Source organism: Streptomyces sp. NPDC020996 (assembly GCF_040641355.1).
Lineage (GTDB): Bacteria > Actinomycetota > Actinomycetes > Streptomycetales > Streptomycetaceae > Streptomyces.
Map to the genome: position 1 here is coordinate 1 of NZ_JBFADM010000021.1, position 15,330 is coordinate 15,330.

Genomic DNA, 15,330 nt, shown 5'->3' on the forward strand with positions numbered 1-15,330 from the left:
CCGGCATCACGTGGGCGCCCAGGGCCGGGCGGGGGGGTATCGGCCCGCCGCCCGGCCCTGCGGCCTACGATGCGCCGCCGACCTGCTGGTTGTAGCCGGCCACGATGTTCTCCAGGGCCTTCTCGGCCGACTGCTGGCCGTTGATCGCCTTGCCGAGCTCCGTCTTGGTCGGGTCCTCGGTGAGGCTCTTGCCCTTCAGCACCCAGTTCGTCTGCGCGCTGTTGAAGTAGCCCGAGATCGGGGCGTAGAGCGGGATCTCCTCGTTGTAGAGCTTGAACGCCGCCTGCGCCGCCTCGGACTTGAAGGGGTACTTCGGGCTCAGACCGCTCTCGACGGGCAGGAACCCGGACGCCGCGCACAGTTCGGTGTAGTGGTCCGGCTCGTACAGCCAGGCCATGAACTTCTTCGCGGCGGTGGCCGCGGCGCCGTTGTTGTTGAAGCCGACCATCATGCCGCCGCTGTTGACGTCACTGGCCTGCACCGGCTGGGCGGGGGTCGGGACGCTCGCCCAGTCGAACTTCTTGATGCTCTCCGAGAAGGCGGCGACCTGCCACACGCCGGACCAGTAGGCGACCACGTCACCGCTCTGGAACATGGCCGACGGGTCGGCGCCGCTGGTCCACACCGACTTCGGCATGATCTTGTCGTCGTTCCATCCGACGAAGGTGTTCACGGCCTTCTTGGTCGCGGCGTCCACCGAGAACTTGCCGGAGGAGTCGGCGTGGACGTACTTGCCGCCGAGTTCGTACACCATGGCGCGCAGCCGGGACGGCGACTGGTCGAACGTCAGGGAGTACTTGGCGCCGGTCTTCTCGCGGACCTTGTTCGCCGCCTTGATGAACTCGGTCCAGGTCCAGGTCTTCTGCGGCGAGGTCGGGAAGGAGACCCCGGCCTTCTCGAACAGCGACTTGTTGATGAACAGGCCGGACGCGGTGACGTCCGAGGGGATCGACAGCACCTTCCCGGACGAGTCCTTGGCCAGGAAGTTGGCGTTGATGTTGTTCGCCTTGTCGTTGGCGATGGAGCTGAGGTCGATCAGCTTGTTCGACCAGATCGGGTCCAGCGCCGGCACGGCCGCCACGTCGGGCAGGGAGTTCGCCTGCGCGGCGTTGTGCAGCTTCGTCGTGTAGCCGTCGTAGGGGATGTTGACCAGCTTGACCTTGACGCCGGCTTCCTTCTTGTACTGCGCCACCAGCTTCTTCCAGCCCGCGTCCTGCCCCGGAACCGTGGAGATCCAGAACGTCAGCGACTTGGAGGTGCCGCCCGAGGACCCGGAACCCGAGCCGCAGGCGGAGAGCAGCAGGGCACCTGCCGCGGCGACGGCAGCGAGGGGAACCACGCGGCGTATGCCGCCGCGGCCGAGCCGGCGGGAGCGCCGCACACCCACATTGGTCATCTTCGATACCTTTTTTCGTCGGAGGGGACGGAGCACGGCGCCGACTGAAGCGGCACTGGTGCATTGTGCGAGGATTTTTCGCTTTCCGGGGGCGCGGCCTCGCCCGGCCGCGTCGCCTTCACGGGTGGGATCCCCGGCCAGAGGGCCGTCGTCGCACAAGCACGCCCTCGTGCGGCTCCCGTACGTCGCGTACGGGCGGGACGCCAACCCCAAGCCGGTGTTCCCGACCGGCTTAGAAAGCGCTTGTCCGGACATTGGCAGACCGAGTCCGAAGGCGTCAATCCTTCGTTCGCGCCGCCTCGGTCACGGTTTGGACTCCCCGGGTGACCGCGAGCCGGGCGGCGCCCACGACCGTACCCAGGTCACCGACCGTGCTGCTGACCACCTCTGTGGGCCAGCTCAGCCGCGCGAGCTCGGCCCGCACACCGGGCAGCAGCTGCGGGTCCGCGCCGGTGCTGCCGCCGAGCACGATCAGCCCCGGATCCAGCACCGCCGCCACCGCGGCGGCGAGCCGTCCCACGTCGGCGGCGTGGCGGGCGACCACCGCGCGGGCGGCGGCCCGCCCCTCGGCGGCGAGCGCGAACAGCTCCTCGGCGGTGCGCGGGCACGGCCCGTCGGCGTCCTGCCAGGCGTGCGCGGCCCGGCGCAGCAGCGAGCGGGCGCCGACGTACTCCTCCAGGGCCTCCCGGCGCGGCTCGCGGCCCTCGTCCCACGGGTACGGCAGCCGGGCCAGCTCGCCCGCGGCGCCGTTCGCGCCGCGCAGCACGTGGCCGCCGATGACGATGCCGAGACCGATGCCCACGCCGATGCGCAGGTAGCCGAAGGTGCGCCGGCCGCGGGCAGCGCCCTCGTGCAGCTCCGCGAGCGCGGCGCAGTTGACGTTGTTCTCCAGGTGGACGGGCACCCCGGGCGGCAGCGCGACGGTGAGGGCGTCGTAGACCGGCCCGGCCTTGGCGGTCGCGGGGCGCATGCCGGCGCCTTCTCGGTCCCACTCGGTGACGTCGCCGACGGCGACGACGATGGCGCGCAGGGGGGCGTCGGCGGGCAGTGCGGCGAGGGCCCCGCGCACGGCGTCGGCGGCCTCCTCGCGCGAGGCGGTGGTCTCGGCGAGCAGGGCTCCGTCCAGGGCGCAGCCGCGCACCCGTGTCACGGCGGGGCCGAGATCGACGGCGAGCACGGCGCCGGCGGCCGGTCCTAGGCCGTAGACGGCGGCGGAGCGGCCGGTGCCGCTGGAGGCGGTGCCGGAGTGGGCGGCGAGGCGGGCGCTCTCCAGTTCCGCGACGGCGGAGGACACCGTCGGCTTGGACAGGCCCGCCAGGGTCGCGAGCTGGGGCCGGGTCGCGCTGCCGGCCTCGGCCAGCACGGCGAACACAGCGCTCGCGCTCTCGGTCAGGCGGGGGGCTTCCGCCATGTCGTGTTCCACAGTTCCCCCACGGGTCAGGGGCCGCGTCCCGCGGGGACGGTTCCGCGGCAGGCGGCGATGGATGCCCAGGCGTCGCGGCCGGCCGCGCGGCCGCCCGGACGGTCGTCCCGGCGGCCGGCTGTGCGACGCCTCTTGACGCACTGTACTTCGTTAGTTAACTTCCTAACGAAGTTCACGGTACTCGCCTGCCGTGACCGCACGAGGCCTGTCCCGGGGCTTCCTGACCGCTTCAACTGCTGTTCTTCCAGGCATGGTTCGCCCACCGTTGCATTTCCGCGCAACGACGAAAGAGGATCCGTGCAGGACACCCTGCCCCTGGTGGTCGGCATCGACGTGGGCGGCACGAAGACGCATCTGCGCGCCGTCGTGGGGAACGCCCGCGTCGCCGACCACGTCCGCCCGAGCGGCGGCTGGCGGCCGCACGACCCGGTGGCCGCCGCCGGCTGGCTGGCCGCCCTGGTGGCCGAGGCACTGCCCGCCGGCGCCCGCCCGTCCGCGCTGGCCGTGGGCGGACACGCCTGCGAGACCCCGCGCCAGTGCGCCTCGGTCCGCACCGCCCTGCAACTGCACTTCGGCACCCCCGCGCTGGTCGTGGGGGACGCCGAACTGCTCGTGCCCGCCGCCGGTCTGGACCGGGGGGTCGGCCTGGTGGCCGGCACCGGCTCGGTCGCGGTGGGCCGGCTCGCCGACGGCAGCCCCGTCCAGGTGGGCGGCTGGGGCGCGGTGCTGGGCGACGAGGGCGGCTCGGCCGGGCTCGTCCGGGAGGCGGCGCGGGCCGTATGGGCGGCCCACGACCGCGGGGAGCCGCCCGACCCGCTGGCGCTCGGGCTCGTCGAGGCGTTCGGCGTCCCCGAGGTGCCCGCGCTGGGCGCCGCGCTGGAGGCCGCGACGGACGTCTCAGCGGAGTGGGGCCGGCACGCGCCGGTCGTGTTCGCGGCCGCCGACGCCGGTTCCGCGCTCGCCCGCGCCGTGATCGCCGAGGGCGGCCGCTGCCTGGCCGCGCTCGTCGCACGGCTCGCCGCGCGCGGCGTCGCGGTGGACGACGTGGTCGTCGCCGGCGGCACGGTCCTCGGCCAGCCCTCGCTCTACGACGCGTTCACCTCGGCGCTCGCCGCCTCCGTGCCCGGCGCACGGCCGCAGCCGCTGCGCGGGGCGCCGGTCGAGGGCGCCGTAGCGCTGGCCCGTTCGATCGTGTGAACCGCACGGCGCGGGTTCACCCGCGGGCCATCTCGCCGTCGCCGCTCCCACGCCGGCCCGACAGCGCCCGGCCGTAGATCTTCGCTCGAGCACCACGAAACGCACCGGATCCACCGTGTCCGCACCCACGCGAACACGTCGCTCCCTCCCCCGATCCCCTCCCCGGCCGCACGGCCGCGGAACCGAAGAGAGGCACGCGCATGCCGTCCCCAGCCGGGCACCCGTCCCCCTCGCACCAGTCCTCCTCGCCGGCCGGCCGGCTCGCCGTCGACCGGCGGAAGTTCCTCATGACCTCCCTCGGCGTCACGGCCGGAGCGTTCGCCGTGCCCGCCGTCGCCGCGTGGCCGGCCGCCGCGGCCACCCCGGCCGGCACCCCGGCCGCCGCCGCGTTCGTCGACGACTACAAGAGCAACGTCCTGGCGAACCTCACGCCCGAGACCAACGCGGTCGTGCGCGCCCTCGGCGGCTTCGCCGAGGTGTGGAAGACCGGCGGCGCGTGGAACACCGGCACGCCGCTGCGGCCGGAGGTACTGCGCGCCAACATGCGCTACTGCGCGCAGCTCACCGCCGCGCGCACGGACGCGCAGGCGAAGGAGGCGTTCCTCTACGACCGCCAGCACCAGAGCTACGCGATGATCGCGGGCCTGGGTCCGCTCGCCGGGCTGTACAAGGAGGGCGCGAAGGCGGTCACGTCGATCACGAGCGCGCCCGACGGCACGCCCGCGACCACCATCAGCGACGCGGTGCCCGCCGACGCCCCCGCCGGCTCCGCGCTCGGCGCCGGCGCGCACGACTCCGCCCTCGGCAAGGTGGCCGAGCTCGTCGACACGGTGCGCGGCCCGTTCGCCTCCGGCAACCCGGCCAAGTACGCCTTCCAGTACCCGCGCCCGTGGCGCATGAACGAGGACAGCGAGGTCGTCGACACCGGCGCGAAGGACGAGCTCGGCTACCCCGTGTACGACTCGCGGGTCGTCGTCGCCCCCCAGCTGCTGCGGCAGCGCAGCACCTCCCCGGCGGACGACGGCGGCTTCCCCAGCGGCCACACCAACGCCTTCCACCTGGCGGCCCTGGCGTTCGCGTACGCCGTGCCCGAGCGCTTCCAGGAACTGGTGACGCGCGCCTTCGAGCTCAGCCACACCCGGATCATGGCGGGCATGCACTCCACGGTCGACGTCCTCGGCGGGCGCGTCATGGCCACCGCGCTGGCCGCCGCCACCCTGGCCGACCCGGCGAACGCGGAGCTCAAGGCCGCGGCCCGCGCCCAGGCCCTGGCGTACTTCCGGGAGCGGACCGGCGCCACGGCCGACACCCTGTACGCCTACGCCCACTCGGCCGCCCCCGGCGCCGACCCGTACGCGGACCGGGACGCCAACGCCCGCGCGGTGCGGCCCCGGCTGACGTACGTGCTGACCCGGCACGGCCGCAGCGAGCCGCTGACCGTGCCGAAGGGCGCGGAGGTGCTGCTGGAGACGCGGCTGCCGTACCTGGACGCCGGGCAGCGGCGCGAGGTGCTGCGCACGACCGCGCTGCCCTCCGGGTACGTCCTGCTGGACGGCTTCGAGCAGTGGGGGCGCCTGAACCTGTTCGCCGCGGCGGACGGGTACGGCTCCTTCGACTCCGACGTGACCGTCGCGCTGGACGCGGCGGCGGGCGGCTTCGCCGCGGCCGACGTCTGGCGCAACGACATCGGCGGCGCCGGCGGGCTGACCAAGCGGGGCAGCGGCACGCTGACCCTGACCGGCCGCAACACCTACGCCGGCGGCACCACCGTGACGGAGGGCGTGCTGGTGGCCGGCTCGTCGCACGCCCTGGGCCACGGCGACGTGCGGGTGCTCGGCGGCACGCTGCGGCTCCAGCGGCCGGCCGAGGTGCGCGGCGGGTACCGGCAGGAGTCGGCGGCCCTGGAGGTGACGCTGCGCGCCGGGCAGGACGCGGCCCTGCAGGTGACCCGGCGGGCGCTGCTGGGCCCGGGCAGCGTGCTGTCGCTGCGCCTCGACGCCGAGCGGCCGCCGGCCGCGGGCAGCACGGTGCCCGTCCTGGCCGCCGCCGTGCTGCGCGGTCAGTTCGACCGCGTGGAACTGAACTCCCCCACGCTGCGGGCCGTACCCGTCTGCACGGCGGAAGGTCTGTCGGTACGACTCCTGAAGCGGTGACGCCGCCGGTGGCGGGAGCCGGTGCGAGAGTGGGGCCATGAGACGGCCCTCGATCGCTCCCGCCACCTCGCGGCCGGCGTCACCGCGGAGCGGATGACCGCGTTGGAACAGCATTCGGTCCTGGACCCGCGGACGGGTGGCGGCCCGGAACGGCCGGCGCCGGACGCCGCGCCGCCGCGCCGGGCCGCGCGGCGGCTGCTGACACCGCTCCTGGTGGCCGTACTGCTCGCGCAGATGGCCGCCGCGATGGTGACGACCGCCGTCCAGCAGACCCCCACGATCGACGAGCCGGTGTACGTCGGCACGGCGGCCGACTATCTGCACGAGCACCGCGTGCGCCTCAACCCCGAGCACCCGCCGCTCGGCAAGCTCCTCGTCGCCGTGGGGGTGGCGGCCGCCGCCCCGCACGTCGGCACCTCCCCGCCCGGCGACCAGGGCCGGTTCGGGCGGCGCCTGCTGTACGAGTCGGGCAACGACCCCTGGCGCGTGATGCTGTGGGCCCGCCTGCCGGTGATCGCGCTGACCCTGCTGTTCGGGCTCGTGGTGTTCGCCTTCGCCCGGGACCTCGCCGGTCCGGTGGGCGCGGTGGTCGCGCTCGCCCTGTACGCCTTCTCCCCCGACGTGATCGCCCACGGGTCGCTGGCCACCCTCGACGTGCCGGCCGCAGGGTTCGTGCTGACGTCGGCGTGGCTGCTGTGGCGGGCCCGTCGGCGGCCCCGGCGGTACCTGCCCCCGGCCGGACTGGCCCTCGGCGCGGCGGTGGCCACGAAGATGAGCGCGCTGCCGGCGATTCCGGTGCTGGCGGCGACGGCCGCCTGGGCGGTGTGGCACGCCGGAGCGCCGGACCGCCGCAGGGCGGCGCGGGCCGTCGCGGGCGCGGCCGTCGTGGCGCTCGCCGCCGTGGCCGTCGTATGGGCGTCCTATCTAGCGGTCGATCCGCGGCTGCGCTGGTCGCCCGGGCAGCACATCCCCGCCGCGCACGGGCTGCGAGGGCTGCTGGTGCGGCTGCTGCCGTTCCCCGAGGCCTACCGGGACGGGATGCGCGTGCAGTTCGGCCTGGAGAACCGGCCCTGGCAGGGCTTCCTCTTCGGCCGCCTGTACACCGGGTCGCGCTGGTACTACCTGCCGGCCGCGCTGCTGGTGAAGACGCCGCTGGGGCTGCTGGCCCTGGGGGCCGCCGGCGGCGTCGCGGTGCTCGCGGTGCGACGGCTGCGGCCCGCGGCGCCGTACGTGCTGCTGCCGGCGGCCGTGCTGCTGGCCGCGTCCATGCACGGGTCGCGGGACCTCGGCACCCGGTACGCCGTCTTCGTGCCGATGTTCCTCGCCGTCGCGGCGGGCTGCGTGCCGACGCTGCGGTGGCGGTGGGCGCCGTGGACGACCGGGGCCCTGGTGCTGTTCGTCGCGGTGAGTTCGCTGCGGACGTATCCCTACTACCTGCCGTACGCGAACGAGGCGTTCGGCGGGCCGGCCAGGACCCATCTGCGGCTGCACGACTCGAACGTGGACTGGGGGCAGGACCTGGGCCGGCTCGCGGACCGGCTGCGCGAGCGCTACCGGGGCGAGCGGATCTGGCTGGTCTACAAGGGCAGTGGTGTGCCGTCCTCCTACGGCATCGACGCCGCCGACCCGCGCGAGGTCCCCGCGCGCGAGGTGCGCGGGCTGCTGGTCGTGTCGGACTCCGCGGTGGCCAAGGCGCGCGGAGGACTCGCCGGCCTGATCGCGAGCAGCCGCCCCGTCGACGAGGTCGGTCACTCGATCACGATCTACCGCCGGTGAGGCGATGCGCTGGTGGACAGGCCCGGCAGTGGCGTCCGGCGGGCCGGGAGCGCCGGTGCAAGCCCTGGTCAAGGCGATGGGTGAGCTATGTTGAAGCACTGTGCGAGACAAAGGAGGCGCACCGGTGCCATCGCCACAGCAGGCACGCGCACAGGCATCCGCCATCACCTCGGGCAAGACCGCTCCGGAGGCCGAGGCGTCCCCGACCTCCCAGCTGCGGACGCTGTTCGACCGGCCCCGGCTCTCGCCCGGGCAGCGGCGCATCGCCCAGTACCTGATCGAGCACATCACCGAGGCCGCGTTCCTGTCGATCACCGACCTGGCCGAGCGGGTCGGCGTCAGCCAGCCGTCGGTGACGCGTTTCGCCGCCGCGGTGGGCTTCAGCGGCTACCCCGCGCTGCGCGAGAAGCTGCAGTCGGTCGCCCTCGGCACGCTGGCCGGCGGGCCGGGCGCGGCCGAGGAGAACGGCAGCAACGAGCTGCAGGCGGCGGTCGACGCCGAGATCGAGAACCTGGAGAACCTGCGGCGCGACTTCGCCGACCCCGACCAGGTGATCGACGTCGGCCGCGAGCTGTCCGCGTCGACCCCGCTGACCGTGCTGGGGCTGCGCATCTCGGCCTCGATCGCCGAGTACTTCGCCTACGCCGCCCGCCGCATCCACCCCGACGTGCGGCTGGTGACCCGGGGCGGCAGCATCGCCTACGACGCGCTGCTGCAGTCCCGTGAGGCCGGCGGCACCTGGGTGCTGGCCTTCTCGATGCCCCGGCACGCCCAGGAGACGCTCACCGCGGTGCGGGTCGCCAGGGGCGCCGGGCTGAAGGTCGCTCTCGTGACCGACCTGGCGCTCGGGCCGGTGGCCGACGAGGCGGACGTCACCTTCACCACCGGCACCGGCTCGCGTCTGGTGTTCGACTCCTACGCGGCGCCGGGCGTGATGGCCGCCGCGCTGCTGCAGGCGATGACCGACGCCGACGCCGAGCGCACCCAGGCCCGGCTCGAGGCGTACGAGCAGATCTCCGACCAGCACCAGTTCTTCCTGCGGGACTGACGCGTCCGGCCCTCCCCGGCCGGCCCCGCCGTTCCTCCCGTCACCCCACCCCATACCAGAAGGGGACATTCACGGACACATCGCGCATGAATGTTTTCATGCTTCTTGCAAAGCAGACGGCATATATAAATACTTCTCACGGATCGCGCCCCGGCTCACTCCGAGACACGTTTCCGCACCCCCGTCCCCTCCCCCGCACCGCCCGCAGAAAGCCACGGTCCGCCCATGCGTACGCCGCACCAGCCGCCGCACGGACGCCGTACGCCTTCCCGGGCTCCTGCACGAACACCCGAAGCCGCCGTCTCCTACCCGCGTCGGCGCCCAGGGCGTTCGGTCGGGCCTCGCCTGTGCGAGCGCCCATGGCGGCCCCGGTCATCCCCTAGGCCGGGGCCGCCCGCCCCCGTCGGACCACCCCTCACGACGCCGCACCCCCGGAAGCGATGATCATGACCCTGACGACGACGCGCATCAGCCCGGACTGGCCGTGCCAGGTCAAGACGCCCGGTTCCTTCGACTGGGAGCGCTCGGCGGCCAAGTGGCTGCGCGAGCTGGTGCCGGCGCGCTACGCCAGCTACCCGGCCCTCATCCGCCACCCCGTGCTGCTCGCCCGGCACGCGCAGATCCAGGTCCACAACGAGATCCGGGTCGCCCGCACCGCCCTGCAGACGGCCCGCGCCGACCTGCCGAGGCTGGGCCTGCCGGAGTCGGTCATCGAGCACACCATCAAGCTGTACGCGGCGGAGGTGCTGCAGCTGCAGCACATCGCGCGCAGCGTCCGCGCGGTCACCGAGGCCCTGGCCGGCTCGGCCCGCTGAGCGCGCACCGGCCCGCGGGCGCATGATCCGCGCCGGCTCGCCGCCCGGCCGGGGTCCGGTGAACGGGCCGGCCGGCACGGACGCGTCGCGGGGGTCTTCCCGGTGGTGCCGCCGCCGGTGCTGACGTACCTGGTCATGGCATGTCTCAGCGGTCTGCCGCGGCCCTGGCCGCATCCGCCGCCCGAGCGCCGAGGAGCCGCGCGGGGCAGTGACCCCGGCCGGGCACGGACCGGCGTCGCGGGTACCGCTTTCGGGTGGAGTCCGGCCAGGCATCCCTGTGATCGACCCGCGTCCTGTGTGCGATGCTCGACGCGTGACGAGCGAGCCCTCCATGCCGGCGGAGTCCCGGACGCCGGACAAGGCGGCGCTGGCCAAGGTCGTCGCCAGGCAGCGCGCCGAGATGGAACGACTGCGGGACCTGGCGGCGACGTCGGCCGTCCTGGAGCGCGCCAAGGGCGCCGTGATGGCGCTCACCGGCTGCTCCCCGGACGCGGCCGCCGAGGAACTGCGGCGACGCGCCGAGACCGGCCGGCGAACGCTGCTGGAGGAGTGCTGGATCACCCTCGGGAGCCTGGTGCCGCCGGACGGCCCGCCCGTCGAGGGGCCGCGCGGCCGGTCCTCCCACGCCGCCGTCCCCGCCTCGCGGGTCCCGGCCGACGAGGGCGCCGCGGCCCTCGGCCTGCTCGGCGGAGCGCAGGCCCGCGCCGCCACACCGCACGACCTCGCCGGCCGGCTGCTGGAGCAGCTCCCCGCGGAGGCCGGCGCCGACGCGGTCGTGATCTACGTTCGGCGGCCCGGCGGGGGACTCGAACTGATCGGGCACGCGGGCGTCGACGACACCCTGACCGCGCGCTGGCGCCAGGTTCCCCCGCTGAGCGGGACCGCCGCGCTCGACGCGCTGCGGTCGGGGGAGCCGCGCTGGCTGGAGGACGTGGAGACGGACCGCCGGCGGTACCTGCTGATCGAGGATCCGCCCGGCCGCTGGCGCTCCCGCGCCTGGCTGCCCCTGCCGGCCGACGGCGACTCGCCCGACGCCTGCGTCGGCATCCTGCGCACCCGCACCGGGCCGTTCCCGGCACGGGTGCGGGAGCAGCTGCTGGCCGCCGCCCGGCTCTGCGCCGGCCCGCTGCGCGCCTTCGAGACGCGCCCGCGCCCCGTCGGGGACAGCGCCGCGGCCGCCGTACAGACCGTGTTCGACGCGCTGCCCGGCGCCGCCATGCTGCTGACCCCGCTGCCCGCCGGACCGGGAGAGGCCGAGGACTACCGGATCGACGCCGCGACCCGGCAGGCCGCCGGCCTGGTCGGCAGCAGCCACGTGGACCTGGTCGGCCGGCGGCTGCGAGAATGCTGTGCCGCCCTGACGGACGAACCGCTGTTGCGGGGCTTCGCCCGCGCGCTCTCCGGCTCCGAGCCGTTCGAGAGCGAGCCGTTCGCGCACCAGGAGGTCGTGGACGGCGCCGCCGAGCTGTCCGTCCACTCGGTACGGGCGGCCCGGCTGGGCGATGGACTCATCGTCACCTGGGTGCGCCACGGCTCCTCCGACCGGCAGCGGCAGCGCCTGGCGGACGTGCAGCGGCTGGGCAACCTGGGCTGGGCGAGCTGGAACCTGGTCACCGGGGAGGCGAGCTGGTCCTCCGAGGTGTTCGCGCTGTTCGGCCGGGACCCCGCGAGCGGCCCGGTCGGCCTGGGCGGGCTCGCGGGCCTGGCGCTGTCCGAGGACGTGCCCGCGCTGACCGACGCCCTCGACCGGCTGCTGGGGGAGGCGAGGCCGTTCGACGTCCCGTTCCGGGTGCGGACCTCGGACGGGCTGCGGCATCTGCGGCTCGTCGCCGAGGCGGTGCCCGACCACCACGGCACGCCCGCCGAGGTCCACGGCGTCGTCCAGGACCTGACCGTGCAGCGCAGCGCCGAACTCGCCCTGGTGGAGAGCGAGCGGGCCATACTCACCCAGCACGACGTCCTGCGCGCCGAGCGCACGCTGGCCGCGCGGCTGCAGCACGCCCTGCTGCCGCTGCCGACCAGCCCCGTGCGGCTCGCCGGACTGCGCGTCGAAGTCGCCTACCTGCCCGCCCAGTCCGGCATCCACGTCGGCGGCGACTGGTTCAGCACCCTCGAACTGCCCGAAGGGGACGCCCTGTTCGTGGTCGGCGACGTCGCCGGGCACGGCATCGACGCCGTCGCCACCATGGCCCAGCTCCGCTTCACGGCCAAGGGCATGGTCATCACCGGCTCGTCGCTGACCGGCGCCCTCGTCCGGCTCAACACGCTGCTGCTGCACTCCCGCGACACGCACGGCACCGCGACCATGGTCCTCGCCCGCTACTCCCCCGGCGAGCGCCGGCTGGTGTGGGCCCAGGCCGGTCACCCGCCGCCGCTGCTGCTGCGCGACGGCCGGGCGAGCTACCTCGGCCGGCCCCGCGGCATGCTGCTGGGGGCGACCGCCGCGCCGGTGTTCGAGGAGGCGGAGTGCCTGCTGCGGCCCGGCGACCGCGTCGTGCTGTACACCGACGGCCTGGTCGAGCGGCCCGGCGAGGGGCTCGACCGGGGTCTGGACCGGCTCGCGGAGGCCGTCGTCGCCCAACAGGCCGGCCAACCCGGTTCGCTGGCCCCGCTGCTCGACGCGGTGCTGGAGGGAGAGGACCGGGACGACGTCTGCGTCCTCGACATCCGGGTCCCGGCCGAGCCCGCGGATCCGGCAGCGCGGGGTTAGGCCTGGGTCAGGCCCTGGCGGCCGGACCGTCCCGGCGCCGTGTCCGCGCCGTGTCCGCGCCGTGTGGCCCGTTCGGGTCAGCCGGTGCCCGACGCGGTCCGGGACTCCAGCGCGGTGCGGGTGTCGTCGCCGTAGACGCCGGTCTCGTCGCCCCGGATGCCGTACCAGAGCTGGAAGCGGGCGACGGCCGCGGTGAGGGCGGCGTCGTAACGGCCGCTGGTGGACCCGTGGTCGTAGACGTTCGGGATGCGCAGCAGGCGCTGCTGCAGGTCCGTCACCCGCGGTCCGCTGTCGCCCTCGCGCAGGGTGCCGGTGCCGTCGGGATCGGCCTGGCCCTCGGCCGGCGCCGAGGCGGTGGGGGTCGGCTCGGCGGACGCGGTCGGCGCGGGTGTGCCGGCCGACGCGGCGTGGTGCCGGCCGGGCAGCAGGAGGGCGCCGCCGAAGCCGACGAGCGCGGCCGCGGCGACGGCGATGGCGACGGCGGCGCGGCGCTGGCCGGGACCGAGACCGAGACCGAGACCGGGAGCGGGACCGAAGCGATCCGGGCGCGCGGGCCCGGTACCCACGGATCCGGTACCCACGTACCCGGCGCCGGCACGGCCTGTGCCGCGCGGCCCGGCGCCGGAGGGACCCGTGGCGCCGCGCGGCCCGGCGCCGATCCGGCCGGTGCCGGGCCGGCCGGTGCCGGGCGGGCCCGCGCGGTCGTCGTCGCGGACGGGTGGCATCTCCCGGGTGGCGTCCTCGGAGCCGGCCGGTGGCCCGGGCATCGGAACGGCCTCGTAGCCGGCGTCCCGGGGCAGGTCGCGCAGCAGTTCGGCCAGGGCGTCGGTGCGGCGCATGCGCAGGACGCGGACCGGTTCCAGGGGTGGCCGGTCGCCCGGTGAGCCGGATGCGCGCGGTGTGGGCACAGTGCTCTCCTTCCGTCCCGTGGCAGGGGTCCCCGTCTCCCGGGAAGACATACGCGGCCGGAGCGCCGGGAGTTCAGCCGACGGTCAGACCGTCGCGGCGAGGAAGCGGTGCAGGGACTCCTTCAGGGCGGTGACGAACGCGTCCCTGCGGGCCTCGTCGAGGGCGTCCAGGGAGAGGTAGGGGTTGAGGTCCTCCAGTTCCACGAGGAGCAGTCCGCCGTCCGGGGCACGGCAGGCGTCGACGCGCTGGATGCCGTGACCGATGGCGTTCCACGCGATGAAGCGCCGGGCGAACTCCAGGTCCGCGGCGGTGGGTTCGTACGGCTCGAGCTGCCAGCGCCGGTCGGGGCGCGGCGCGTACAGGGCGTACTGGAAGCGGTCGTCGACGAAGTAGAAGGAGACCTCGTAGGAGAAGTCGACGCGCGGCTGGACCAGCACGCCGCCGTCCGTCAGCTCGGGCAGGCGGCCGGCGGGGACGACGGACAGGCCCGCGGAGTCGGCGCCCCGCTCGGGCTTGACCACGTACGCGTCCGCGGCGGGCAGCAGCGGCAGGTCGGCCGCGCGGTCGACGGTGGGGATGACCGGGTACCCGGCGGCGGTCAGTTCGACGAGGTACTGCTTGCCCACCATGTCCGCCTTGCCGGTGAGCTGGTTGTAGACGCGGGTCCCGCGGGCCGCCGCCCGCGCGCGGAAGGCGTCGTAGGCGTCCTGGTGGCCGAGGACCGGTCCGCTGTTGCGGACGACGACGGCGTCGAAGACGTCCATCAGCGCGGCCGCGTCGCGGGGGTGGGCCAGGGCCAGGTCGAAGTCCTCGCGCAGCCGGGAGGTGAGGTATATGTCCTCGTCGCAGTAGCGGCGTCCGCGTGCCGGGTACGACAGGTCGGTGACGTACAGCAGGCGGGCTCGGGCGGAGGACATGCGGGCTCCTCGGGCGTGCGGTTCCGGGCGGGGCGTGGGGTGCGGAAAGGTTACGTCAGGGGGTGCGGGGACCCGCTCCCGGAGCGGAGTGCACTCAGTTCCCCAGCCGCAGTGCACTGAGTGCCATTTGCGGCTCCAAGTGCTACGTTCCCGTCCATGAGCTCCGGCAACGCGGCACACCGTCGCGACCTGAAGGGCGAGACGGCGCCCGCGAAGCCGCCCATCCGGGAGGCGCTGATCGCGGCGGCCTTCCGGCTGTTCCTGGAGCGGGGGTACGAGCAGACGACAGTGGACGACATCGTCGCGCTGGCGGGCGTCGGACGGCGGTCGTTCTTCCGCTACTTCCCCTCCAAGGAGGACGTGGTCTTCCCCGACCACGAGCGGTGCCTGTCCGACATGACGGCGTTCCTCGCCCGCAGCGCCGACGACGACGAGCCGGTGCGGCGGGTCTGCGAGGCGGCCCGGCTGGTGCTGCGGATGTACGCCGAGAACCCCTCCTTCTCCGTGCAGCGCTACCGCCTCACCAAGCAGGTGCCCGTGCTGCGCTCGCACGAACTGTCGGTGGTGTGGCGCTACGAGCGCACCTTCGCCGAGTACCTGCGCGCCCGCTTCGCCGGCCGCCGCGACGGCATCCTGCGGGCCGACGTCATCGCCGCGGCCGTGGTGGCGGCGCACAACAACGCCCTGCGCTCCTGGCTGCGTTCGAGCGGGCAGGGCGACGCGAGCGCCGCGCTGGACCACGCCCTGGGCTACGTCCAGTCGGCGTTCGGCTCCCCCGGCGGCCGCTCCGACGCCGACGAGCCCGAGGACGTGGTGGTCGTCGTCGCCCGCCGCGGGGCCCCGCTGTGGCGGGTGGTCCAGGAGATCGAAGCCGCTCAGGGCCGGAACTGAGTCGCAAGAAGAGGGAACCCAGTACCTTTACCTATGGCACTGAGTGCCATACCCTACCGCTGTGCACGGTGGCACGGTGACCGCGCACACCCGTG

At 74.7% G+C, this 15,330-nt stretch carries 11 protein-coding genes; 7 read left to right on the top strand and 4 right to left on the bottom strand.

All coding sequences use genetic code 11. The features are described 5' to 3' along the window. Positions 1-64: 64 nt before the first annotated feature. A complete protein-coding gene (locus tag AB0G63_RS17035) occupies positions 65-1,396 on the bottom strand; it encodes an extracellular solute-binding protein (RefSeq protein WP_360750589.1) in 1,332 nt (443 codons plus the stop codon). Positions 1,397-1,673: 277 nt separating this feature from the next. Further along, complete coding sequence (locus tag AB0G63_RS17040; RefSeq protein WP_360750591.1) at positions 1,674-2,807, bottom strand: ROK family transcriptional regulator; 1,134 nt, start codon at positions 2,805-2,807, stop codon at positions 1,674-1,676. A 309-nt stretch (positions 2,808-3,116) separates the two neighbouring features. Between AB0G63_RS17040 and AB0G63_RS17045 the strand changes: the two genes are divergently transcribed. From AB0G63_RS17045 to AB0G63_RS17070, 6 genes are all read left to right on the top strand, one after another. After that, the gene (locus AB0G63_RS17045) at positions 3,117-4,016 is read left to right on the top strand and encodes a BadF/BadG/BcrA/BcrD ATPase family protein (RefSeq protein ID WP_360750593.1); all 900 of its coding nucleotides are present in this window, start codon (positions 3,117-3,119) and stop codon (positions 4,014-4,016) included. A 200-nt stretch (positions 4,017-4,216) separates the two neighbouring features. Beyond that, a complete protein-coding gene (locus AB0G63_RS17050; RefSeq protein WP_360750595.1) occupies positions 4,217-6,169 on the top strand; it encodes a phosphatase PAP2 family protein in 1,953 nt (650 codons plus the stop codon). Between the two features lie 93 nt (positions 6,170-6,262). Next, the gene (locus tag AB0G63_RS17055) at positions 6,263-7,945 is read left to right on the top strand and encodes a phospholipid carrier-dependent glycosyltransferase (RefSeq protein ID WP_360750597.1); all 1,683 of its coding nucleotides are present in this window, start codon (positions 6,263-6,265) and stop codon (positions 7,943-7,945) included. A 124-nt stretch (positions 7,946-8,069) separates the two neighbouring features. Then, entirely contained in the window at positions 8,070-8,993 is a 924-nt protein-coding gene (locus tag AB0G63_RS17060) for a MurR/RpiR family transcriptional regulator (RefSeq protein ID WP_360750599.1), read from the top strand. Between the two features lie 440 nt (positions 8,994-9,433). Continuing rightward, positions 9,434-9,808: a hypothetical protein gene (locus AB0G63_RS17065; RefSeq protein WP_360750601.1), complete on the top strand. Its 375-nt coding sequence runs from the start codon at positions 9,434-9,436 to the stop codon at positions 9,806-9,808. A 331-nt stretch (positions 9,809-10,139) separates the two neighbouring features. Further along, entirely contained in the window at positions 10,140-12,518 is a 2,379-nt protein-coding gene (locus tag AB0G63_RS17070; RefSeq protein ID WP_360750748.1) for a SpoIIE family protein phosphatase, read from the top strand. A gap of 77 nt (positions 12,519-12,595) precedes the next feature. Here AB0G63_RS17070 and AB0G63_RS17075 read toward each other — a convergent pair whose 3' ends face one another. Together AB0G63_RS17075 and AB0G63_RS17080 are read right to left on the bottom strand one after the other, a co-directional pair. Continuing rightward, on the bottom strand, positions 12,596-13,426 hold the full coding sequence (locus tag AB0G63_RS17075; RefSeq protein WP_360750603.1) for a peptidoglycan-binding domain-containing protein: 831 nt from the start codon (positions 13,424-13,426) through the stop codon (positions 12,596-12,598). Between the two features lie 84 nt (positions 13,427-13,510). Next, on the bottom strand, positions 13,511-14,344 hold the full coding sequence (locus AB0G63_RS17080) for a hypothetical protein (protein ID WP_360750605.1): 834 nt from the start codon (positions 14,342-14,344) through the stop codon (positions 13,511-13,513). A gap of 156 nt (positions 14,345-14,500) precedes the next feature. Between AB0G63_RS17080 and AB0G63_RS17085 the strand changes: the two genes are divergently transcribed. Then, positions 14,501-15,235, top strand: a complete 735-nt coding sequence (locus AB0G63_RS17085; protein ID WP_360750607.1) for a TetR family transcriptional regulator — start codon at positions 14,501-14,503, stop codon at positions 15,233-15,235. Positions 15,236-15,330 lie beyond the last annotated feature (95 nt).

Bases quoted from the DNA above. Each gene is read 5' to 3' on its own strand.
- AB0G63_RS17035 (WP_360750589.1), bottom strand. From the start codon at position 1,396: ATGACCAATGTGGGTGTGCGGCGCTCCCGCCGGCTCGGCCGCGGCGGC.
- AB0G63_RS17085 (WP_360750607.1), top strand. From the start codon at position 14,501: ATGAGCTCCGGCAACGCGGCACACCGTCGCGACCTGAAGGGCGAGACG.
- AB0G63_RS17055 (WP_360750597.1), top strand. From the start codon at position 6,263: ATGACCGCGTTGGAACAGCATTCGGTCCTGGACCCGCGGACGGGTGGC.
- AB0G63_RS17080 (WP_360750605.1), bottom strand. From the start codon at position 14,344: ATGTCCTCCGCCCGAGCCCGCCTGCTGTACGTCACCGACCTGTCGTAC.
- AB0G63_RS17040 (WP_360750591.1), bottom strand. From the start codon at position 2,807: ATGGCGGAAGCCCCCCGCCTGACCGAGAGCGCGAGCGCTGTGTTCGCC.
- AB0G63_RS17070 (WP_360750748.1), top strand. From the start codon at position 10,140: ATGCCGGCGGAGTCCCGGACGCCGGACAAGGCGGCGCTGGCCAAGGTC.
- AB0G63_RS17050 (WP_360750595.1), top strand. From the start codon at position 4,217: ATGCCGTCCCCAGCCGGGCACCCGTCCCCCTCGCACCAGTCCTCCTCG.
- AB0G63_RS17065 (WP_360750601.1), top strand. From the start codon at position 9,434: ATGATCATGACCCTGACGACGACGCGCATCAGCCCGGACTGGCCGTGC.